Source organism: Pseudomonas sp. SDO524_S393 (assembly GCF_054071875.1).
Genome location: NZ_JBSVVZ010000066.1, coordinates 15,844 through 38,556 on the forward strand (window position 1 = coordinate 15,844; position 22,713 = coordinate 38,556).

Here is a 22,713-nt window from a genome sequence, read left to right on the forward strand (position 1 = left end):
TATGCAAAGAACCAAATCGACTAATGAGGCTGATTATCAGAAAACCCACATTTGTCATGCGGACAATCGTCAACTTTACTGTGAGCGTGTTTGAGAGCAATCACCGATAAAACCGACAAGAGGCGATGCGATGAGCAATTCAACCAAAGCCCGCAAACCCGACAGTACCGTTGATGCCTGGGCGATTTTGTTCCTGATAATCCTGGTGGTTGGGACCGCCGTGTTCTGGGTCAGCCATCAGTAGGAAGAAGGCGCGACCTGCAAGCAAAAAGACAGGGAGCAGCCAAGCTGCTTCCTGTTTTTTTTGGTTTAAACGCCGGCCAGGTGCAACACCAGTTGCACGATGCCAAACAAGGTCAAGGCGAACACGGCGGTGAACAGAATGCCCAGCACCACAAAATGGCTGGGCTTGCCGTGGGTGAAGTCCCGTGCGCGGTTCTTGCCGCTCTGCACGCCAAAGGCAGCGGCCATCACGCTGTGGAGCATCTGCCAGAAGGTAGGGGGCTTGTCGTTGGCTGGATCGTCCATAAACGCCTCGGCAACCAGATAGTGCTACACAGCATAGCCAATCCCGGGCTGGCTATCGAGGGGCGCGGGGTGGCGGCGGTTCCAGGTTGAGAAATAGCATTTGATCCAGGGGGGGCTTGATCGTGGCCTTCTCAAGATTAACCACTGTACGAAAGTTTGTACGTGCCTGCTCGATCAGCTCCTTGCGGGTAAACAGCCTCTCCTCTTTTGTTTTCAGGTGGCCGAAGGTGGGTTGCAACGCGGGCGTGTCAGCGGTCGGATAGTGGAAGTGGGCGTACCATAAAACTATGTCATCACCTTGTTGGCCTTCTCTGATTTTGGTCGCGTCCCGTATGACGTACTCCGTGAGAAAGTCGCCGGCCTTGAGCGCGATGCGCCGCCGCACCAGGTTGATAGCGACAAACCCGTGCTTCCACAGGTACGCAATGTTGGCGGCTTTGGGGCGTTGCTGCAGGAAGCCCGCACTGCACAGCTCCCGTGCCAGCCGGTTCAGGCTCAGCGACTCGTCACGATAGGCTTTTGTCAACGCCGCGGCACTGGCGTGCGTACTGTGATCGCGCTCGATTTCATTGGCCAATGCCTCTAGCTTGCGGGCCTGGGGGCTGAGCATCTCATCCCACTCCAGCGGTCGCAGTTCCTCGCGCCGTGTGGGATCGAGCAGCTTTTTCTGTTGAGCACGGATCGTACGTTCAATGCCGGCGCGTCGGGCGATGACTGTTTGAGCCTCGTTTTTTATGGTGTCCAGGGTCCGCTTCAATGGCTCGATGGCGGGTGTCGTGGGTGGGCTGGGGACCACTTCAACCCATACACCTTCATGGGTGTGTTCGTGATAAGTCGCCACGACTTTCCTGGTGACCGGATCGTGGATCTCGATAAACCGCTCGGGGGTGTCGGATGTCGAGGGGCGTAGTTCACCGACCAAGGTCTCTTGGCTACGTGTCTTGAATACAACCTTTGTGGATTGTTTGGTTTGCATGCGAGTGATAGGCGCGGGCTGGGGAGCAAAGCCTTCATCGACGAGAATCAAGTCCGCCAACTGTGTTTCGAGGCCGGTGCGAGCTTCAGCCAGGTGCTCCAGGAAGGGTATTCGATAAGCTTCCCTGATAAACCCGGAGCCCATTTCCGCGAGTGAGTCGACTGCGTTGCCCAGGCGTTCATATAAGTCCAGTACGCTCTTGAGCACCTCCATTTGTTCGACGTTCGAATAGCCACTGGTTGCAGTTATTTCTGCATGGGAAAGGATGACTTTCTCCTTCATGGGGGCCGACAGTTCCATCACGAAAGGGTGCTCAGCCGCTTCGCGGGAGTGGTGGTTGCGGTTGAACACAAGTTCGCTGAGAAACATCAGCAGGCTTTGCTTGATGCCCACGGAGGTGACGGATGCGTGATCGGAGCTTTCCTGCTGAATGAGCTTGCGGGCGGTCGGGTCTGCCTGCTGCAATACGTCTTCGAGTTTTTCTGCGAACCCGATCATCTGTTTGAAAATCTCGAACTGGCTGTTCCAGAGCACCAGAAGCTCTTCATAGGCGTTCGTGAGATTGTCGTTCAACTCTGCGGTGCCGCGCTCGCTCAACTCTCCGTAGCTTTCCCCGCGTTCAGTTTCGTAGGTATCGGAAAATTTTTGCAGTTCAATGTCGTATTGCGTCCTCCAATAGTTGTAAAGGTAATTCGTTGCAATATCGTGCATGCGCTTGTTTCTAGGGTCTGCCCTGTCGATGGTCATCAACTGCGCGGCTTTGGCTTTATACTGGTGCGCGGCAGCAAAGCCTTCTTGTGAGGCGCGCAGGTAGTTATCGAGCGCGATCTCGAATTCGGCTTTGGCTTTTGTCGTCAGTGACTGCTCCTGCTGATGGCGTTCAGCGAATTTCTCTCGAAGTTGTGGCAATGCTTTACCCAGCAACCCCCAGACCTGGCGCAGCGTTTTTTTTTGTTCGATCAGTTTGGCTCGCGCCAGGTTCATTGCCGTGCGAAAGGGGTCGAGGTTCCTGTCTGCTTCCACGAATCGACGTCCAAGGTCTGCCAGTTCCGTGCGTAGCACGCTCACCTGATCGTTATGTTTTTTCTGCCATGCGCTCAGTCTCTCCCTGGGCATGCCACCTTCCAGCCTGGCTCTTCGATCCAGGCGCCAATGCCCCTGGCCGTTGCTGACCAGCTTGAAGCCGGGTCGCAGGGGGTGCTGCGGATGAATCAGGTAGACCTCACCGAAACCCGGGGTCACCGCGACTCTAAATAACAACCCGCCGACGGTGGCGTGCCATAGGTTGTTGATGCGATACAGCCCTTTCAGAGGACCCTGCGCTTGAGGGGCTGGCAGTGTCGGTGGCCATGGAATACGAACCTCGAGCAGTGCATTCAATAGTGTGGTACTGGCTTTCGGACTGGCCAGGGAATGGATGAAGTCCAGCGCTGTGTGGCCGCTCGCTGGTGGTTCGCCGGACAATGCCACCGAACCTTGGCGGATGCTCGTGGCTTCAAGGGTAGGGGGCACGCCCGGCGAACGTAGCCAGGGCGTCATGTGTAAGGCGTTGTCCTGTGCGGCGAGTTCCGCCAAGGCTCGCTGCGACGGGTCGGATGGTCTGGTGGCGTGCAGCAGCACCATGGCGACATTCAGCAGCAGGTCGATCAAAGCAAGTTCTCGGGTGGTGGGGTCATTGCTGTCCAGACCCTTCAGGTCGTATTCGAGGCTGCTGACCAGCACCAAAAACCAACCTGCCAACATCGCCGGCCCTTTTACCAAGGGCAACAGCAAGGTGTTGAATAGCAGCCAGGCGCCTTCCATGAGAACGGCCCAGCGACTTTCGCTGTTGGACACCGACGCTCTATCCGCAAGGTCCACCAGCGCCCGAGCAGTACTACCGAACAGATGCTTGAGCAAGTGGCCATTAACTTGCGATTGCAGCCACTCTTCGGCGCCCTCGTCGAGCGCGAGGGTCGCAGGCGCTGGTTTGGTATGGATGGCCGCCTCATCCCCACTGAAGAAGCGCAGGATATGCGGCTCCTTGATGCCACCCTCGGCATAGATGGGGCGCACCTTGTCGGGCAGCCATTCCAATACGCTGTCCTGCAGAGGCCCGGGAGTGGCAATCGCGTCGAGCAGTGCCTGGCGTGTCGCGAATTCATGCAGGCAATCGGAATACAGCGGCCGATACAGCAGATGTGGACCGGCAGTCGCTTGCCGGGTTTCGATGATGAAGCAGTTTTCAACCGCATCGGGAGTCGCGTGCGCTTGCCTGCAAAGCGCCAACGGGCGCAAGACAATCTCCTGGCCGTTGACCGTTCTGTCCTGCGGGCTTTCATCCAGTAGCGCCTTCACGAAGCGATAGCCCATTGTGGTCATGCCATACAGGCGCTTGATTTTGAATTCAAGCGCCTGCATTGGCAGGCGTACCCTCAGTTCCCGGGTGAACAGCAACTCGCGTCGACGCGCATCGGCGCTATCGCTCAACAGGTGTTCTCTGATGGTGTGCGGGTAAGTCGTACCGATGTCGACGCGCTGGATCAACCCGCTACTGCCCAGTAAATAATCTTGCGTCAGCCAGTCAGGCAGCGCCTGGTCGCCGCTCGAATAGATTCTCACGGTGCCGCTGGGTTTGCCGGCGAGGTTTTTAATCGCCAGTTCTGTCAACGACATCCGCCGGTGTTCAATAATACCGGCGCCCCCTGGATAGCCCGCTGCGAGGGTGAAATCCAGCATCACGTTGTCTGGATCAACATCGCCATGGTCGGTTTTCATCTGCTCGCGCAATGCCTTGCGGCTGAAGCTGTGGACGTTCTCGATGCCTTCATTGAATGAGCGGGACTGGTTTTGCTGCATCACCTGAGCCATATCCTGCAGAAGGCGGTGATAGGCAAAGCGGTCATCGGCCCCGGCTTGCTGCAGCCACTCGGGTAAGCGGTCGTTGACCTTGTCGAGAGTGGTACCTGTGGCTCGGGGGACTTTGGAAACCAGCAGCGCCGGTTCGGTCAGTTTGTCCAGATACCGTTCCAGTATTTCTTCGTTTTGACCTTGAAGTGCCAGGTTGGCCAAATCTTCAAGCTGCTGGTTGAGAATCAGGCCTGCTTGCTGTTCGAACACATTGCCATCGGGTTCGTTGCGCCTCCAGGTGGCGGTATCGAACTCATATCGGTGTTTCATCTTTGCACTCCAGGCGTGGCTGAAGGCATCAATGTCGTCAAACCCGGCAATCGTCCCGTCTACTCCACACAGCACCACCTGCTTGTTCGTTACCAGTAGCAGATCCGGCGTCAACAGTGTTGCTTGCTGACCGGGTTTGGTCAGTGTGGTCTCGATGAAATAAGCGTAAGTAGCGGGAGTGGAGCCTCGCAGCCGTTCGTGCAGTGTTGGCCACATGGCTACAGCCTCCAGCATGCTTCGTTGCTCGCTGTTCAGGTCGGGATGTTGCGCGGCCGTAGCGATCAGCTGGCTTCTGAGAAACTTACCCAGCCACTCCCAGCGGCTGTTGCCGTGGCTATCGAACTCGCTCCAGTAGTCAGCCAGGGCTTGTTGGTAATCCATGTAGAGCGTTGAGGGCAGCTCGTCGATGATCTTGGCAATGTCCTGCACATCAATGTTTGCCGGCGCATCCGTGAGGTAACACGGCTTATCGAATGCTGGCCCGAAGTCGAGCAGTTTGGGGTTCAACACGTGATCGACAGCGATGTTGAGCAGTAATTTCAAGGCGTAACCGCCGGAATCAATCGGGCTGGCCAGCTTGACCTTGGTCAAATCTAATGCCTGCGTTGGGTAGCGCATCTGGATGCGGCGGTTTAATGCACTGAAAACCACTGATACCAGGGTAGGGCGTGTGGCGAACTGCCGATGAACAGCCTGGGCCGGTAGCTGGCCCTGTGATGGGGGGGGAGTGGGAGACGGCATGATGAAATCCTTTTTCCTGTTGAGACCCAGTGCCTTAGGAGGCGCGGGGCAGACGGACCCACGACGGGGTCCGTACAGGAAATCGCATTTCGTGTGTGTTTGAGCGGTATTGGAAGACCGCCAATGTGACGGTCTGCTGGTGCTTCAGGTGTTATCAGTCACTCAGTCGTCGTAACCCAGGTTCGGCGCCAGCCAACGCTCGGTCACGGCCAGGTCCTGGCCCTTGCGTGCGGTGTAGCTGTTCACTTGGTCCTTGTCGACCTTGCCGACGGCGAAGTACTGCGCCTGCGGGTGGGCGAAATACCAGCCGCTGACCGCCGCCGCGGGGAACATTGCGTAGTGTTCGGTGAGGAACACGCCGCTGCGGCCCGGTTCCATTTCGCGAGCTTCGGGGTCGAGCAACTGGAACAGGGTGCCTTTCTCGGTGTGATCCGGGCAGGCCGGGTAGCCCGGGGCAGGGCGGATGCCGCTGTACTGCTCCTTGATCAGCGCTTCGTTGTCCAGTTGCTCGTCCTGGGCGTAACCCCAATAGTCTTTGCGCACCTGCTGGTGCAGCCACTCGGCGCAGGCCTCGGCCAGACGATCCGCCAGGGCCTTGACCATGATCGAGTTGTAGTCGTCGCCCGCGTCCTGGTACGCCTTGGCCACTTCTTCGGCGCCGATGCCGGCGGTGGTGATGAACCCGCCGATGTAGTCAGTGACGCCGCTGTCCTTGGGCGCCACGAAGTCGGCGAGGGAGAAGTTCGGCTTGCCGTCGGTCTTGATGGTCTGCTGGCGCAGGTGATGCAGGGTGGCCAGGGTTTCACCATTGTCGCCGTACACTTCCAGATCGTCATCGCGCACCTGGCTGGTGGGCCAGAAGCCGAACACGGCACGGGCGCTGATAAGCTTTTCGTCGATCAGCTTGGCCAGCATGGCGCGCGCGTCGGCGTACAGCGCGGTGGCGGCTTCACCCACTACTTCGTCGTCCAGGATGCGCGGGAACTTGCCGGCCAAGTCCCAAGAGATGAAGAACGGCGTCCAGTCGATGTATTCCGCCAGGACATTCAGGTCGATATTGTCCAGCACCCGCGCCCCGGTAAAGCTCGGCGTGACCGGCGTATAGCTGGCCCAGTCGAACTGCGGCTTCTTGGCGATGGCCGCGGCGTAGCTCAAGCGTTCGGTACGGGCGCTGCGGTTGGCGGTGCGTTCGCGCACTTCCACGTATTCCTCGCGGGTACGCTCCACAAAGCCGGCTTTCAGCTCCTTGGACAGCAACTGCGTGGCCACGCCTACCGCGCGGGAGGCGTCGGTCACGTACACCACGGCATCGTTGCTGTACTTGGGTTCGATCTTCACCGCCGTGTGCGCCTTGGACGTGGTGGCGCCACCGATCATCAGCGGCAGGTGGAAGTCCTGGCGCTGCATCTCGCGCGCCACATGCACCATTTCGTCCAGCGACGGCGTGATCAGGCCGGACAGGCCAATGATGTCGCACTTCTCTTCCCTGGCCACCTGCAGGATTTTCTCCGCCGGTACCATTACGCCCAGGTCGACGATGTCATAGCCGTTGCAGCCCAGCACCACGCCGACGATGTTCTTGCCGATGTCGTGCACGTCGCCTTTCACCGTGGCCATCAGAATCTTGCCCTTGGCTTCCGGCTTGTCGCCTTTTTCCAGTTCGATGAACGGAATCAAGTGCGCTACCGCCTGCTTCATCACACGGGCGGATTTCACCACCTGGGGCAGGAACATTTTGCCGGCGCCAAACAGGTCGCCGACGATGTTCATGCCAGACATCAGCGGACCTTCGATCACTTCGATAGGACGTGCGAACGACAGCCGGGACTCTTCGGTGTCCTCGACGATGTGCGTGGTGATGCCTTTGACCAGCGCGTGTTCCAGTCGCTTGTTCACGTCCCAGCCACGCCACTCTTCGGTTTCGGCTTCCTTGGTGCTGCCGTCGCCCCGGTATTTGTCAGCGATGGCGAGGAGGGCGTCGGTGCCTTCCGGGGTTCGGTTGAGCACCACGTCTTCGACGGCGTCCCGCAGTTCCACCGGGATCTGGTCGTAGATCTCCAGCTGGCCGGCATTGACGATACCCATGGTCAGGCCGTTACGGATCGCGTACAGCAGGAACACCGAGTGGATCGCCTCACGCACCGGGTTGTTGCCCCGGAACGAGAACGACACGTTGGACACGCCGCCCGAGCTCAATGCGTACGGCAGTTCGTCACGGATGTAGGCGCAGGCGTTGATGAAGTCGACCGCGTAGTTGTTGTGCTCTTCGATACCGGTGGCGACCGCGAAGATGTTCGGGTCGAAGATGATGTCTTCCGGCGGGAAGCCGACTTCATTGACCAGGATGTCGTAGGAGCGTTTGCAGATTTCTTTCTTGCGCGCTTCGGTATCGGCCTGGCCGGCTTCGTCGAAGGCCATCACCACCACGGCGGCGCCATAGCGCTTGCACAGCTTGGCGTGGTGGATGAACTGTTCCACGCCTTCCTTCATGCTGATGGAGTTGACGATGCCCTTGCCCTGGATGCACTTGAGACCGGCCTCGATCACCTCCCACTTGGAGGAGTCGATCATGATCGGCACGCGGGAGATGTCCGGCTCGCCGGCGATCAGGTTGAGGAAGGTCACCATGGCCTTCTTCGAGTCCAGCATCCCTTCGTCCATGTTGATGTCGATCACCTGGGCGCCGGCTTCTACCTGCTGCAAGGCAACTTCCAGTGCCTCGGTGTAATTCTCTTCACGAATAAGCCGGGCGAACTTGGCCGAGCCGGTGATGTTGGTGCGCTCGCCGACGTTGACGAACAGCGACTGTCGATCGATGGTGAACGGCTCCAGGCCCGACAGGCGGCAGGCCTTGGGAATGTCCGGGATTACGCGCGGTGCATAGCCGGCCACTGCCTTGGCGATGGCTTCGATATGGCCCGGCGTGGTACCGCAGCAGCCGCCGACGATATTCAGGAAACCGCTCTGGGCGAATTCTTCGATGACCTTGGCGGTTTGTGCCGGCAGTTCGTCGTACTCGCCGAATTCGTTGGGCAGGCCGGCGTTCGGGTGCGCGGAAACGTGGGTGTTGGCCTTGTTCGACAGCTCTTCCAGGTAGGGGCGCAGTTCGCTGGCGCCCAGGGCGCAGTTCAGGCCCACCGAGAGCGGCTTGGCGTGGGCCACCGAGTTCCAGAACGCTTCGGTGGTCTGGCCCGACAGCGTACGGCCGGAGGCGTCGGTAATGGTGCCGGAGATCATGATCGGCAGTTCGATATTCAGTTCTTCGAATACACCCTGCACGGCAAAGATCGCGGCCTTGGCGTTGAGGGTGTCAAAGATCGTTTCGATCAGGATCAGGTCGGCGCCACCTTCGATCAGGCCCTTGGTGGCCTCGGTGTAGTTCTCCACCAGTTCATCGAACGTCACGTTGCGGTAGCCGGGGTTGTTCACATCCGGCGACAGCGAGCAGGTACGGCTGGTCGGGCCGAGCACGCCGGCGACGAATCGTGGCTTGTCCGGGTTCTCCAGGGTTTTGGCGTCGGCGATCTTGCGTGCCAGTCGCGCGCCTTCTACGTTTAGCTCGAATGCCAGTTCTTCCATGCCATAGTCGGCCATGGAAATGCGCGTGGCGTTGAAGGTGTTGGTTTCCAGAATGTCGGCGCCGGCATCCAGGTAGGCCTTTTCGATGCCGCCGATCACGTCCGGGCGTGTGATGACCAGCAGGTCGTTGTTGCCCTTGACGTCGCTCGGCCAGTCGGCGAAGCGTTTGCCACGGTAGTCCTGCTCTTCGAGTTTGTAGCTCTGAATCATCGTGCCCATGCCGCCGTCAAGAATCAGGATGCGTTCCTTGAGGGCTTGGTGAAGGGCTTGCAGGCGAGCGCTACGATCGGGCATGGGACTACTCTGGTCAGGCATTTCGGAGGGCGAGAATCATAACAAACCTGTGCCGATTTGGAGTAGATGCGGGTTTTGCATGAATATCGTTCATGTTGTTGTGGGGTGTGGGTCGGTAGAATCACCGGCAAATTTTCAGCGTACGCTTCGGATCGGAACCGGATACATGTCACTTCGCCTTATTGTCAGCGCCGCGCTGTTATTCTTTGCCAGCACCACACAGGCACAAAGTCCTGCCCCCGCGATTTCCTACACCCGCGATATTCAGCCGATCTTTACCGAGAAGTGCGTGGCCTGCCATGCCTGCTATGACTCGGCCTGCCAGCTCAACCTGGGCAGTGCCGAAGGCGCGACGCGGGGCGCTAGCAAGGTGCCGGTCTACGATGGCGAGCGGGGTCAGGCCACGCCGACGACGCGTCTGTTTTACGACGCCTTCGGCAAGGCGGCCTGGCAGCAAAAAGGCTTCTATTCGGTGCTGGATGCCCAGGGCAGCCAGGCTGCGCTGATGGCGCGCATGCTGGAGCTGGGGCACAACGCGCCGTTGCAACCCAATGCCAAACTGCCCGATGAGATCGTGCTGGGGCTCAACCGCGAAAACATGTGCGCCACCCCGGGTGAGTTCAATGCCTATGCCGGTGCCCATCCGAAGGAGGGCATGCCGCTGGCGGTCACCGGGCTTACCGACCAGCAATACCAGACCCTGCAGCGTTGGCTGGCGTCCGGTGCGCCTATCGATGAGCAGGGCCTGGCGCCGAGTGCCAAAGAAGCCCTGCAAGTGCAGCAATGGGAAAACCTGTTCAATCAGCCCGGCGCCCGGGAAAGCCTGGTGGCGCGCTGGTTGTTCGAGCATTTGTTCCTGGCGCATATCTACTTCGAGAACGGCGAACCCGGGCATTTCTTCCAGTGGGTGCGCTCGCGCACGCCGAGCGGTCAGCCCATCGACCTGATCAACACCCGTCGCCCCAACGACGACCCGGGCACCCAGGTTTACTATCGCCTGTGGCCGGTGCAGGGCGTGATCGTGCACAAGACCCACATCACCTATCCGTTCAGCGCGGCGAAAATGGCGCGCATCAAGGAGTTGTTCTACGCCGGCAACTGGCAGGTCAACGCTTTACCGGGTTACGGCCCGGGACGTCGTGCCAACCCGTTCGAAACCTTCGAAGCCATACCGGCGAAGGCGCGCTACCAGTTCATGCTGGATAACGCCGAATATTTCGTGCGCACCTTCATTCGCGGGCCGGTGTGTCGCGGTCAGATTGCCACCGACGTGATTCGTGACAACTTCTGGACCCTGTTCCAGGACCCCGACCACGACCTGTACATCACCGATGCACGCTATCGCGGCCAGGCCACGCCGCTGCTGGCCATGCCCGGGCAGAACGATGACGTGGGCAGCGTGCTGAGCCTGTGGCTGGCGTATCGCGACAAACGTAACCAGTACGAGGCCTTGCGCCGCGACAGTTATGCCGACCTGACGCCGCCAAGCTGGTCGACCCTGTGGGCCGGCAATGACAATGCCTTGCTGAGTATCTTCCGCCACTTCGACAGTGCTTCAGTGACCAAGGGGCTGATCGGCGAAGTGCCACAAACCCTGTGGCTGTTCGATTACCCGTTGCTGGAACGGACTTACTATCAACTGGCGGTGAACTTCGACGTGTTCGGCAACGTGTCGCACCAGGCTCAGACCCGTCTGTACTTCGACTTGATTCGCAACGGCGCCGAGCAGAATTTCCTGCGCCTGATGCCGGCCGATTCCCGTGAGGGGTTCATGGATGACTGGTACCAGAACAGCGGCAAGATCAAGCTGTGGCTGGATTATGAAGCCATTGACGACAGCAAGCCGAGTGGCCTGCACCTGGACGAAAAAGACCCCAAGCGCGACTTTGCCAACCAGTTGCTCAGCCGTTATGGCGATTTGAATGCCAGTCCGGACCCGATCAACCGCTGCAGCGGCGCCTATTGCTCCCGCGACGGTATCGACCCGGCCCTGCAGGACGCGGAGCAAGCGCTGAGCCGTCTGACTTCACGCCCGGCGGCGGGGCTCAAGGTGATCGATCAATTGCCGGAAGCCACGATGCTGCGGGTGCAAACCGACAGCGGCAAGCGCGTGGTCTACAGCATGCTGCGCAATCGCGCCCACAGTAACGTGGCGTTTCTGCTGGGTGAGGCCTATCGCTATCAGCCGGGCCTGGACACTGTGACCATTTACCCGGGCGTGCTGAGCAGTTACCCGAACTTCATGTTCAATGTTCCGGCACGGGAAGTGCCCGAGTTCGTCACCGAAATGGAGCGGGCCAAGGACGCCAAGCGCTTTGAAAAGATCGTCGATCGCTGGGGTGTGCGGCGCAGTCATCCGCTGTTCTGGCAGTATTTCCACGATCTGTCGCGCTACATCCACGAAACCACGCCGGTGGAAGAGGGCGTGCTGGATATGAATCGCTATGAAAACCTCTGACGGGTGGTGCCGGTCTTTTCCGACAAAATTACTCGGACTTTGTACCTGCGTAATATTTTGGCGTAAACTGCCGGCAAGCCTGTGAGGAGTTTCCATGACTGCCATAACCATTACCGACGCCGCCCACGATTACCTGGCTGACCTGCTGTCCAAGCAGAATACCCCGGGTATCGGTATCCGCGTCTTTATCACCCAGCCGGGTACCCAGTACGCCGAAACCTGCATCGCCTACTGCAAGCCCGGTGAAGAAAAGCCTGAAGACACCGCCCTGGGGCTGAAAAGCTTCACCGCCTATATCGATGCCTTCAGCGAAGCCTTCCTTGATGACGCCGTGGTCGACTACGCCACTGACCGCATGGGCGGCCAGTTGACCATCAAGGCGCCCAACGCCAAGGTGCCGAATGTTACCGCCGATAGCCCGGTGAACGAGCGCATCAACTACTACCTGCAAACCGAGATCAACCCGGGGCTGGCCAGCCACGGCGGTCAGGTCAGCCTGATCGACGTGGTCGACGACGGCATCGCCGTGCTCAAGTTCGGCGGCGGCTGCCAGGGCTGCGGCCAGGCGGACGTGACCCTGCGCGAAGGCATCGAGCGCACCCTGCTTGAGCGTATTCCGGAGCTCAAGGGCGTACGTGACGTGACCGACCACACGCAGAAAGAAAACGCCTACTACTGAGTAAGGCGTTCACTGCGAACGAAAAAACGGCGCCCCGTGAGCGCCGTTTTTTATGCCTGAAATTTAATGCCGTGCACTATCCATCTAACAAAGCAGATCAACTGTGGGAGCTGGCTTGTCGGGTCGCCGCACCGCTGCGATAGCGGCCTATCAGCATACAAATGTTTTACCTGGCATGCCGTTATCGCGGGCAAGCCCGGCTCCCACAGGGGGTTGCGTGGATCTCAGGGCTTGATCAGGGGCGGTAGAGGTGGGCATGGCCTGCGCGGTACAGCGAAGACTCGCTGAAGCTGTCACTGGCCAGCACCCGGCCCACCACAATCAGTGCCGTACGCCGAAAGCCCTTGGCGGCAACCTTCTCGGCAATATCCGCCAGTGTACCGACCACCCAATCCTGATCCGGCCATGTCGCCCGGTGCACCACGGCAATCGGGCAATCTGCGCCGTAATGCGGCAGCAACTCGGCGACGATTTTGTCCAGATGGTTGACCCCCAAGTGGATCGCCATGGTCGTGCCATGCTGTGCCAGGCTGTCGAACGCCTCACCGGCGGGCATGCTGGTTTTATCGGCATAACGGGTCAGGATCACGCTCTGGGCGATGTCCGGCAGGGTCAGTTCCGATTCCAGCAGCGCCGCACAGGCGGATACAGCCGTCACGCCAGGGATGATCTGGAACGGAATGCCAAGCTCGCGCAAATGACGGATCTGCTCGCCGATGGCGCCGTACAGGCTCGGGTCACCGGAATGCACTCGCGCTACGTCCTGGCCTTTTTCATGGGCTGCCTTGATCAGGTCGATGATCTGTTCCAGATGCAATTCGGCGCTGTTGACGACGGTTTCCGCCCGATGACCTTCCAGCACTGCTGCGGGCACCAGGGATCCGGCATAGAGGATCACCGGGCAGTTACGGATCAGCCGCTGGCCTTTGACAGTGATCAAATCCGGGTCGCCGGGGCCTGCGCCGATGAAGTAGACGGTCATGGAAAATCCTGTTGAAAAACGGGCGAGCATGAAAATTGCTCATGATCGGGGTGCGCAATTATCGGGATTTTAGCCGGCGCACGCCAATGCAAAGGTGGCCTGGGCGTTTTTTTTGCGGGTGATCAGCAGGCGGGCAGAAGTCCCCGAAAGGTGTTCGGCCAGGGCCAAGGCGGCGCTTTCGGCGATGCCGTAACAGCCGGTATGGGCGAATGCGACCTCGGATGTGTGACTCAGGCGGTCGGCAAAAACCGCCAGTTGTTCCGCGTTGAAACAGTGCAGCGGCAGTTTCAACGCCTTGGCCAAGGCCAGTATTCCCGGCTCGTCCTTTTTCAAATCGATGCTGGCCAGTGCGGTGATGCTGTTGCGATCAACGCCCCCCTCCGCGAGGGCGTTGTCAAACAGCTCCAGCAGGGCATGAACATCACAGCCCCGCTGGCACCCCAGGCCAACCGCCAGAATCATGCGGCGTATTGATCGTCACGGTTGCGACGGAACAGCCACGCGCTGATCAGGCCCAAGGCCAGCCAGAAGGCGACGTTGGTCAACTGCGAGGCGATCTTGAACTGCGCTTCCAGGGCTTCCGGGGCCAGCATCGAGTGGACTTCCGGTTGCGGGGCTCCGATCACATGCGGCACTGCGAGGATCGCCACGCCCAGTACTTTCAGCAGCCAGTTGCGGCCAAACACGATCAGCGCGATACCGGCGGCGGTGGAGGCGGCGGTGCCGATCCACCAGACCTGACGCTGCGCCAGATCGGCCGCAGCAGTGCCCGGCAGTTCAGGCGGCAGGCCCATGGTGGGCGCCAGCACGAAGGTGGCGTAACCGGCCAGGCCCCACAGCAAGCCTTGTGCGGCGCGGGTCGGTGCGCGCAGGGTGTAGAGGCCGGCAAGCATCAGCGCAAAACCGACGGCGACCACCAGGTTGCCACCGGTGGTGGAGAGCACGCGCTGCCAACCATCTTCCGGCTCCCAGGCCTCGGCATCATGGCTGTGGGCGGCGGCGCCTTCGGCATGCTCATGGGCCACTTCGGTGGCGGCGGGGGCGTTTTCGTAGGTTTCCGCCTGCAGAATCAGTGGGGCGACCCAGAAGCTTTGCAAAAGGGTCAGCAGCAGGGCGGCCAGCAGGCCGGTGAAGCCTGCGGTTTGGGCAATACGCTTGATCATGTCGGCAGGTCTCAGTGGCACGGGAACGCGGCGCTGTGGCGAGTATCGTGAGCAGCGTTGTGTACCGCTTCGATATGGGAGAAACCGGCGAAATACACCAGGCACGCGCCGAGGATCGACGCACCGATGGCGGCGGTCAGGCGTTGGCCGAGAGTGGTGGTGTTGCCTGTGGCGTGCGAAGTGCTGCTGATGATCGACATGGCGCGTCCCTTCAGGGTTTCAGGGTGATACGAGCGCATGAAAACCCCGCGAGCCAGGCACGCAGGGTTCTGAACAGCGCCCGCCCACCGCGGGTTTGTTATCTGATTTTTTCGGGCCGGTCTCCGGGCTTGCGAGGGGCTGTTCGCCTTTGAAAGTGTCGCCTTCCCATGCGTATGCACAGTGGATCTGACGCTTCGCTCGCTTACCGTTGCGGGGGCAGCACCGGACTTGCCATAGGGGTATGGCGTACCGGTTTCCCGTTTCACCCTTTGCAGGGCACCCGAAACAAGACGTGTAGGAGAGCATGGGAGGGTGATGTGCGTCAAACATCTTGGACGGCTGTAATGTTCAAGGTGTTTGACGGATAGAGTTGACCTCAAGGATTACGAGCGATCAATGTTGCTTTTTTGCGGATCAGACCAGCTTTAAAAGCGAGTCTGACCTAACTTGACTCTGCGCTTAGTGGAGGCGTGGCGGATCAAGTAGTCAAGGTTGGCATGATCAAACCTCTCGTCTTGTAATCCTCTTCCGCCAGGTGTCCAGCCCACTCCGATATCCAGTTGGTTAAGAAGCCGGGGGCGTTTGAGGATCTCCTCGGCAATGGCTGAGGCTTCTGGAGAGAAGGTTCTCGTGGTTGGCACCTGACCGGCGGCCTCTTTTAATTCATTGAAGTTTACGTATTCATCGCCCCGCCCGGTTGCATATTCATCGAAGTGTTTCTTCACCTCTTGTAGCAACTGTCGGTCACTGTAGGACCAGACCGGGGGCTTTTGCTCTGTTGTACTTCTCTTTGCCCGAGTTTCGAGGGGGCTCGTGTATGCAGCATGCTGGACCTGAATACTGTCCCGCGGGGCATCAGCTTCTTTCTCGCCTTTGTAGCTCGGCGAGTTAGGTGGCAGGTTGAAGTGGAGCGGGGGAAGTGCCGAAAGTTTCATGTTTGATCCTTTATTGCGTTGGTATGTCTGATGCGCATTGAGTGCTTATGAGCCAGATCTGTGTGGTGCAAGCGTCGAAGTTGTTCCTGGCTGGCTATCAGCAATTGATGCGAGTTGTAAGTTTCATTCGACTGCCGCGGTATGGCGCGAACCTCATGTGTTGGCATTGACCCGCTCTGTGGCACTGCGTAGCCTTGCACCCTTGAGGTTCTCCAGCCCAGGCCGGAGCTAAGAAGGGAACGCGGTCCAAGCCGCGGCTGCCCCCGCAACTGTGAAGGGTTCAACTGACTGCCACGCCACTGCCAAAACGGCGGGAAGGCGCAGCCAGCGCCGGTCGCAAGACCCGCACGCCCCAAGCCAGGAGACCTGCCTCGCAACCGATTTTCTACTTCAACCGGGCGGGGTGATCCGGTGACGAAATCCGCTGCTGCGCGCCGTCGCAGGGCCTATCGTCCCGTATGCCCGCCCCAAAGGGCATCCGATGAAAACACTGGCCAAACTCCCCGTCACCATCGTTACCGGCTTCCTCGGCTCGGGCAAAACCACCTTGCTGCGCCATATGCTCGACAATGCCCAGGGCCGTCGCATCGCCGTGATCGTCAACGAGTTCGGCGAGCTGGGCATCGACGGTGAAATCCTCAAGCAGTGCTCCATCGGTTGCACCGAAGAAGAGGCCGTTGGCCGGGTGTTCGAACTGGCCAACGGTTGCCTGTGCTGCACCGTGCAGGAAGAGTTTTTCCCGGTGATGCGCGAGCTGGTAGCCCGTCGTGGCGACCTTGACCACATCCTCATCGAAACCTCGGGCCTGGCCCTGCCAAAACCTTTGGTACAAGCCTTCCAGTGGCCGGAAATCCGCAGCGCCTGCACCGTCGACGCGGTGATCACCGTGGTCGACAGCCCGGCCGTGGCCGCGGGCACCTTCGCCGCTTTCCCGGACCAAGTCGATGCTCAGCGCAAACTGGACCCGAACCTGGACCACGAATCGCCGCTGCACGAGCTGTTTGCCGACCAACTGGCCAGCGCCGACCTGGTGATCCTCAACAAGACCGACCTGATCAACCCGGAAGACCTGGCCCGGGTACGCCTGGAAGTCGCCGAAGAACTGCCGCCAGCGGTGAAGATCGTCGAAGCCAGCAGCGGTCGTCTGCCGCTGGACGTACTGATCGGCCTGGGCGCCGGCTCCGAAGAGCACATCGATGGTCGTCACAGCCATCACGATCATCACCACGAAGGTGAAGACGACCATGACCACGATCACGACGCGTTCGACTCCATTTCCATCGACCTGCCGCAAGCCGACGAAGCGTTGCTGCTCGACGCCCTGACCCAATTGGTGGTGCAACACGGCATCCTGCGCATCAAGGGCTTCGCGGCCATCCCGAACAAGCCGATGCGCCTGTTGATCCAGGGGGTGGGCACGCGTTTCGACAAGCATTTCGACCGTGCCTGGGGCGCCGATGAAGCCCGCACGACGCGCCTGGTACTGATCGGTCAGGAACTGGATCCGGCGGGCCTCGAAGCGCAACTGCGCGCTGCCCTCAGCGTCTGACCCATGCACCTGCTCAGGACCCAGCCCGGTGGTTTCGTCTCGGACGACAATATTGCCGACCTTGGACAAACCCCCGCCGAACTGGTGATCCTGTGCAGTGGCGACTCCAGCCTGGCGCTGCTGGCCGAAGCGGCCCAGCAGTTGCCCGACGATTACCCCAGCCTGCGTCTGGCCAACCCGATGCAGGTGCAGAACCATGCCTCGGTCGACCTGTATGTCGACGAAGTGCTGCGCCACGCCAAAGTCATCCTGATTTCGCTGCATGGCGGCATCGGTTATTGGCGCTACGGCATTGAGCGCCTGGTGGAGTTGGCTGAACGCGGGGTGCAGCTGATTCTGGTCCCGGGAGACGATCGCCCGGACCCGGAACTCAGCAGCCTGAGCACCGTAGGTGAGCAAGCACGCGACCGTCTGTGGCACTTCCTGCGCCAGGGCGGCTTGGGTAATGCGCTGGATTTCTATCGCTGCCTGGCCAGCGGTTACCTGGGCCGCGACTATGCCTGGTCCGAGCCGCAAACCCTGCCACGCACAGCGATTTACCATCCACATCACGCCCATCCGCGCCTGAACGACTGGCAGGCGGACTGGCGCGCAGAGTGGCCGGTGGCGGCGGTGCTGTTCTACCGCTCCCATTTGCAGGCCGCCAACACCGGATTCATCGATGTGTTCTGCCAGCGCTTGCAGGCGGCGCGGCTCAACCCGTTGCCGATCGCAGTGGCCAGCCTGAAGGAGCCCGGCTGTCTGACGGTGGTCGAGGACTTGCTGGATGACGCGCAGGTTGCGGTGATTCTCAACACCACCGGCTTTGCCCAATCCACGCCTGAAGCGCCGCACTTGCGGCCGTTTCGGCGCAATATCCCGGTGATCCAGGCCATTTGCGCCCAGGATAACCAGCCCGGCTGGCAGGCCAGCGAGCAGGGCCTGGGCCCGCGTGACCTGGCGATGCACATTGCCTTGCCGGAGCTGGACGGGCGCATTATCAGCCGGCCGATCAGCTTCAAGGACCTGGCCTGGCGCAGTGAGCGCAGCCAGTCGGATGTGGTGTGCTACCGGGCGGCGCCGGAGCGCATGGATTTTGTTGCCGAACTGGCGCGACGCTGGGTCGACCTCGCACGGGTGTCGAATGGCGAAAAACGCATCGCGCTGATCCTCGCCAACTACCCGACCCGCGATGGCCGTATCGGCAATGGCGTTGGTCTGGATACGCCAGCGGCGGCGCTGAATATCCTGCGTGCCTTGCGCGCCGAGGGCTATCCGCTGCCGAGCGAATTGCCGGCGAGCGGTACCGACCTGATCCACGCGTTGCTCGGCGGCGTCACCAATGATCTGGACAGCCTCGACCTGCGCCCTTGCCATCAAAGCCTGGGCCTGGATGAGTACGAGGTGCTGTTCAATCGTTTGCCCGAAGCCAATCGCCAGGCGGTGCTGGCGCGTTGGGGCGCCCCGCAGAATGATCCAATGTTCCGCGACGGACGCCTGATGATCGCCGGTCTGCGCCTGGGCCTGACTTTTGTCGGCATTCAACCGGCACGGGGATATCAGGTGGATGCCAGTGCGGTGTACCACGACCCGGACCTGGTGCCGCCGCACGCGTACCTGGCGTTCTACTTCTGGCTGCGCCACATCTATGGCGCCCATGGCGTGATCCATGTGGGCAAGCACGGCAACCTTGAATGGTTGCCCGGCAAGGGCGTCGGTCTGTCGGAAAACTGCTGGCCCGATGCATTGCTGGGGCCGCTGCCGAACATCTATCCGTTTATCGTCAACGACCCGGGTGAGGGCGCCCAGGCCAAGCGGCGTACCCAGGCGGTGATCATCGACCATCTGATGCCGCCCCTGACGCGCGCTGAAACCTATGGTCCGCTGCGTAATCTTGAGCTGTTGGCCGACGAATACTACGAAGCGCAACTGCTGGACCCGCGCCGCGCCCTGGAGTTGCAGAAAGACATCCTCAAGCTGGTGCGCGAAACCCGCATCGATCAGGAGCTTGAGCTGGACAGCGACGCCGATGCCGCCGTCTGGCTGCCGCGGCTGGATACTTACCTGTGCGACTTGAAGGAGTCGCAGATCCGCGATGGCTTGCATATTTTCGGCGAATCGCCCGAGGGCCGTTTGCGTATCGACACTTTGTTGGCGTTGCTGCGCATTCCCCGAGGTGATGGACGCGGCCCGCAATCAAGCCTGCTGCGGGTGATCGCCAAGGCCTTCGAACTGGGTTTCGACCCCCTCGACTGTGCGTTGGCCGAACCCTGGACCGGGCGGCGCCCGGCGGTATTGCAGAAGATCGATACCCAGGTGTGGCGCACCGCTGGCGACACCCGCGAACGCCTGGAGCGGTATGCCGCGCGGTTGATCGAGCAGGCGCTGGAAGGGCCACTTGAACAGTTGGAAGAGCCCGGCTGGGAAGACGTTAAAACAGTGATCGAGAGCCTGCGCATCGTCGTCGCGCCGCGCCTGGATGCCTGTGGGCCGGCAGAAATGCGCGGCTTGCTCGACGCCTTGAGCGGGCGCTTCGTGCCGGCGGGGCCGAGCGGCGCGCCGAGCCGTGGCCGTCTGGACGTGCTTCCCACCGGGCGGAACTTCTTCACGGTGGACGTGCGCAACCTGCCCACCACCACGGCCTGGCGCATCGGCTTTCAGTCGGCCAACCTGATTCTGGAGCGCCACCTGCAGGATCACGGCGACCATTTGCGCCAGCTCGGTCTGTCGGTATGGGGCACCGCGACCATGCGCACCGGCGGCGACGATATCGCCCAGGCCATGGCGCTGATGGGCGTGCGCCCGGTATGGGCCACGGGCAGCCAGCGGGTGGACGACTTCGAAATCCTGCCGATCAGCCTGCTGGACCGTCCACGGGTCGACGTGACCTTGCGGGTGTCCGGCTTCTTTCGCGACGCCTTTGCCAACCTGATTCGCCTGTTCGATGCGGCGGTGCAGGCCGTGGCGGCGCTGGATGAGCCGGATGACATGAACCCCCTGGCCGCCCGGGTGCGCAGCGAGCGCGAGGCTTTGCGTCTGGCGGGCCTTGACGAAGAGACTGCGGCCAAACAGGCCGGCTGGCGGATCTTCGGTGCCAAGCCCGGGGCCTATGGCGCCGGTGTACAGGGCGCGGTCGATGGTCGATTGTGGCAAAGCCGCGAAGACTTGGCCGAGGTGTACCTGAACTGGGGCGGTTACGCCTACGGCGGCTCGGACGAAGGTACCGCCGCCCGCGAGCAATTTGGCCGACGCTTGAGCCAGGTGCAGGCGGTTTTGCAGAACCAGGACAACCGCGAGCACGACCTGCTCGACTCCAATGACTATTACCAGTTCCAGGGCGGCATGCTCGCTGCCGTGGAAACCCTGAGCGGTGACAAGGCTGCCAGCTACCACGGCGACCATAGCCAACCGGACCTGCCGAAGATCCGTACCTTGAAGGAAGAGCTGAACCGGGTGATCCGTTCCCGCGCCGCCAACCCCAAGTGGATCGACGGTGTGAAGCGCCATGGCTATAAAGGTGCGTTCGAAATGGCCGCCACCGTGGATAATCTGTTCGCGTTCGATGCCACCACGCACTTGATCGACGATCATCAATACGCCTTGCTTGCCGATGCCTACCTGCTTGACCCGGACACCCGCGACTTTGTGCAGCAACACAACCCCGCGGCCTTGCGTGACATGGCCGAGCGCATGCTTGAGGCTCAGCAGCGCGGTTTGTGGCAGGAGCCCGGGGCTTACAAGGAAGCGTTGGAAAACCTGTTGCTGGATATAGAAGAAGACAGCTGATGACTGATACTCCGCATTTTCCGCTGTCCGCCGTGGTCGGCGCCGACGAGCTGAAGCTGGCCCTGTGCCTGACCGCCATCGACCCGAAGATCGGTGGCGTGTTGATCGAAGGCCCGCGCGGGATGGCCAAGTCCACACTGGCCCGTGGCCTGGCGGATCTGCTGGCCAGCGGTCAATTCGTCACCTTGCCGTTGGGCGCCACCGAGGAGCGTCTGGTCGGCACCCTGGACCTGGACGCCGCGCTGGGTGAAGGCCGCGCGCAGTTTTCCGCCGGCGTGCTGGCCAAAGCGGATGGCGGCGTGTTGTACGTCGATGAAGTCAACCTGCTGCCCGACCATCTGGTGGACCTGCTGTTGGATGTGGCCGCCAGCGGCACCAACCTGATCGAACGCGATGGCATTTCCCACCGGCATTCGGCGCGGTTTGTGCTGATCGGCACCATGAACCCGGAGGAGGGCGAGTTGCGCCCGCAACTGCTTGACCGCTTCGGGTTCAACGTGGCGTTGAGCGGGCAGACCGTGCCGGCGCAGCGTGGGCAGATCATCCGTCGTCGCCTGGATTTCGACAGCGATCCGACCGCCTTCTGCGCGCAGTGGGCCGAGCCCCAGGCGGCGTTGCGTGAGCGTTGCGTTGAGGCGCGGGCACGGCTGGAAAGCATTGCGCTGGATGATGAAGCGCTGGCGCAGATCACCGAGCGCTGTTTCGCCGCCGGCGTCGACGGCTTGCGCGCGGACCTGGTCTGGCTGCGTGGCGCGCGCGCCCATGCGGCCTGGCGCGGGGCCATCGCCATCGCTGAAGAAGACATCGAAGCGGTTGCCGAGTTTGCGTTGCGTCATCGCCGTCAAACCCAATCCCCACCGGCCAGCGCACAGAGTGAGGGGCAATCGCCCCAGGCCTCTGATACTTCGCCCGGCCAGGGCCAGTGGGGCGACATGCCCGCGCCGGCTCTGCCCACCGGCGCACGCCGGGATGTGCCCGCCTGGCCAAAAAAGCCCTAGGCATTCGCCCTCGACCTGACGCGGGGGCGGATGCCCGGCCCAAGGCAGGACGATTGGACAGAGGCAGGCACGGCAAGGCGCGCAGCGCGAAGCAGGGGAGGATCAATTGGCCGGGCACCTTGTTGGCCGGCCGGCCTCGCGCCCGTGAGGATCTGCTGTTTCATCTGCGCAGCCGTGCGGCCCATGAGCTGTGGCTGGTGATTGTCGACGCGTCGGCGTCCACGCGCCGGCATCGTGCGCTCGCGGATGCCAAGGGCTTGCTGGCGCAACTGTTCGATGATGCCTATCGGCAGCGGGCGCGCATGGCGTTGTTGACCGTCAGCGGGCAAGCGCCGAAGTGGCAGGTTCAGGGCTTGAAAGCCGCAAAAGGCTTGGCGGTTTGGCTGGATCGGCTCGGTGCTGGTGGGGGGACGCCGTTGCTGGCGGCGCTGACCGAAGCCGGGCATTGGCTGGTCGCCAGGCGCAAGCGTTATCCAGCGGAACATCAGCGTTTGCTGGTGATCACCGATGGACGGCTCAAAGAGATTGCCGGTTTACCGCAGTTGGAGTGCCCAGGATTGCTGGTGGACATCGAGCGGGGTCCGATCCGGTTGGGCCGGGCGCAAGCGCTGGCGGCCGGGTTGCAGTTGGATTATCGGCATATCGATGGTTTGTAGAGCCTCGGTTGCTGCCATCGCAGGCAAGCCAGCTCCCACATTTGATAGGC

The 22,713-nt window shown here is 61.0% G+C and carries 14 protein-coding genes and 2 riboswitches; of the genes, 6 read left to right on the forward strand and 8 right to left on the reverse strand.

All coding sequences use genetic code 11. The annotated features are described in order from the left end of the window. Window positions 1–309: 309 nt before the first annotated feature. The 3 genes from ACW9IB_RS23825 to metH all read right to left on the reverse strand — a co-directional run bounded on the left by ACW9IB_RS23825 (window position 310) and on the right by metH (window position 9,277). The gene (locus ACW9IB_RS23825; RefSeq protein WP_457415735.1) at window positions 310–528 is read right to left on the reverse strand and encodes a DUF2970 domain-containing protein; all 219 of its coding nucleotides are present in this window, start codon (window positions 526–528) and stop codon (window positions 310–312) included. A 52-nt stretch (window positions 529–580) separates the two neighbouring features. After that, window positions 581–5,404 carry a dermonecrotic toxin domain-containing protein gene (locus ACW9IB_RS23830; protein WP_457415736.1) on the reverse strand — a complete coding sequence of 1,608 codons (4,824 nt, stop codon included), beginning with the start codon at window positions 5,402–5,404 and terminating at the stop codon, window positions 581–583. 162 nt (window positions 5,405–5,566) lie between these two features. Next, window positions 5,567–9,277 (reverse strand): methionine synthase, encoded by a 3,711-nt coding sequence (metH, locus tag ACW9IB_RS23835; RefSeq protein WP_457415738.1) that lies wholly within the window; start codon window positions 9,275–9,277, stop codon window positions 5,567–5,569. A 166-nt stretch (window positions 9,278–9,443) separates the two neighbouring features. On the opposite strand from metH, the gene ACW9IB_RS23840 reads away from it, so the two are divergent. Together ACW9IB_RS23840 and nfuA are read left to right on the forward strand one after the other, a co-directional pair. After that, window positions 9,444–11,735, forward strand: coding sequence for a fatty acid cis/trans isomerase (locus tag ACW9IB_RS23840; RefSeq protein WP_457415740.1), 2,292 nt, complete (start codon window positions 9,444–9,446; stop codon window positions 11,733–11,735). Window positions 11,736–11,829: 94 nt separating this feature from the next. Further along, the gene (gene nfuA / locus ACW9IB_RS23845) at window positions 11,830–12,414 is read left to right on the forward strand and encodes a Fe-S biogenesis protein NfuA (protein WP_457368770.1); all 585 of its coding nucleotides are present in this window, start codon (window positions 11,830–11,832) and stop codon (window positions 12,412–12,414) included. A 235-nt stretch (window positions 12,415–12,649) separates the two neighbouring features. Here nfuA and cobM read toward each other — a convergent pair whose 3' ends face one another. The 5 genes from cobM to ACW9IB_RS23870 form a co-directional block, all read right to left on the reverse strand. Further along, window positions 12,650–13,396, reverse strand: a complete 747-nt coding sequence (gene cobM, locus ACW9IB_RS23850; RefSeq protein ID WP_457415741.1) for a precorrin-4 C(11)-methyltransferase — start codon at window positions 13,394–13,396, stop codon at window positions 12,650–12,652. A 69-nt stretch (window positions 13,397–13,465) separates the two neighbouring features. Then, the gene (locus ACW9IB_RS23855; protein WP_457415742.1) at window positions 13,466–13,858 is read right to left on the reverse strand and encodes a cobalamin biosynthesis protein; all 393 of its coding nucleotides are present in this window, start codon (window positions 13,856–13,858) and stop codon (window positions 13,466–13,468) included. Further along, window positions 13,855–14,559 carry a CbtA family protein gene (locus tag ACW9IB_RS23860; protein WP_457368773.1) on the reverse strand — a complete coding sequence of 235 codons (705 nt, stop codon included), beginning with the start codon at window positions 14,557–14,559 and terminating at the stop codon, window positions 13,855–13,857. Before ACW9IB_RS23860 ends, ACW9IB_RS23855 begins: the two co-directional genes overlap by 4 nt. A gap of 11 nt (window positions 14,560–14,570) precedes the next feature. Further along, a complete protein-coding gene (locus tag ACW9IB_RS23865) occupies window positions 14,571–14,759 on the reverse strand; it encodes a CbtB domain-containing protein (protein ID WP_457415750.1) in 189 nt (62 codons plus the stop codon). Between the two features lie 97 nt (window positions 14,760–14,856). Further along, window positions 14,857–15,059, reverse strand: a riboswitch (cobalamin riboswitch). A gap of 126 nt (window positions 15,060–15,185) precedes the next feature. Continuing rightward, window positions 15,186–15,695, reverse strand: coding sequence for a hypothetical protein (locus tag ACW9IB_RS23870; protein ID WP_457415743.1), 510 nt, complete (start codon window positions 15,693–15,695; stop codon window positions 15,186–15,188). Window positions 15,696–15,883: 188 nt separating this feature from the next. Next, window positions 15,884–16,083: riboswitch (cobalamin riboswitch) on the forward strand. 93 nt (window positions 16,084–16,176) lie between these two features. On the opposite strand from ACW9IB_RS23870, the gene cobW reads away from it, so the two are divergent. From cobW to ACW9IB_RS23890, 4 genes are read left to right on the forward strand one after another with little or no spacing between them, the layout of a single operon-like run. After that, window positions 16,177–17,244, forward strand: a complete 1,068-nt coding sequence (cobW, locus tag ACW9IB_RS23875) for a cobalamin biosynthesis protein CobW (RefSeq protein ID WP_457415745.1) — start codon at window positions 16,177–16,179, stop codon at window positions 17,242–17,244. Between the two features lie 3 nt (window positions 17,245–17,247). Continuing rightward, a complete protein-coding gene (gene cobN / locus ACW9IB_RS23880) occupies window positions 17,248–21,009 on the forward strand; it encodes a cobaltochelatase subunit CobN (protein WP_457415747.1) in 3,762 nt (1,253 codons plus the stop codon). Then, window positions 21,009–22,007: an ATP-binding protein gene (locus tag ACW9IB_RS23885; RefSeq protein WP_457415748.1), complete on the forward strand. Its 999-nt coding sequence runs from the start codon at window positions 21,009–21,011 to the stop codon at window positions 22,005–22,007. Before cobN ends, ACW9IB_RS23885 begins: the two co-directional genes overlap by 1 nt. A gap of 53 nt (window positions 22,008–22,060) precedes the next feature. Beyond that, complete coding sequence (locus ACW9IB_RS23890; protein ID WP_457415749.1) at window positions 22,061–22,663, forward strand: vWA domain-containing protein; 603 nt, start codon at window positions 22,061–22,063, stop codon at window positions 22,661–22,663. The last annotated feature ends 50 nt before the right edge of the window (window positions 22,664–22,713 follow it).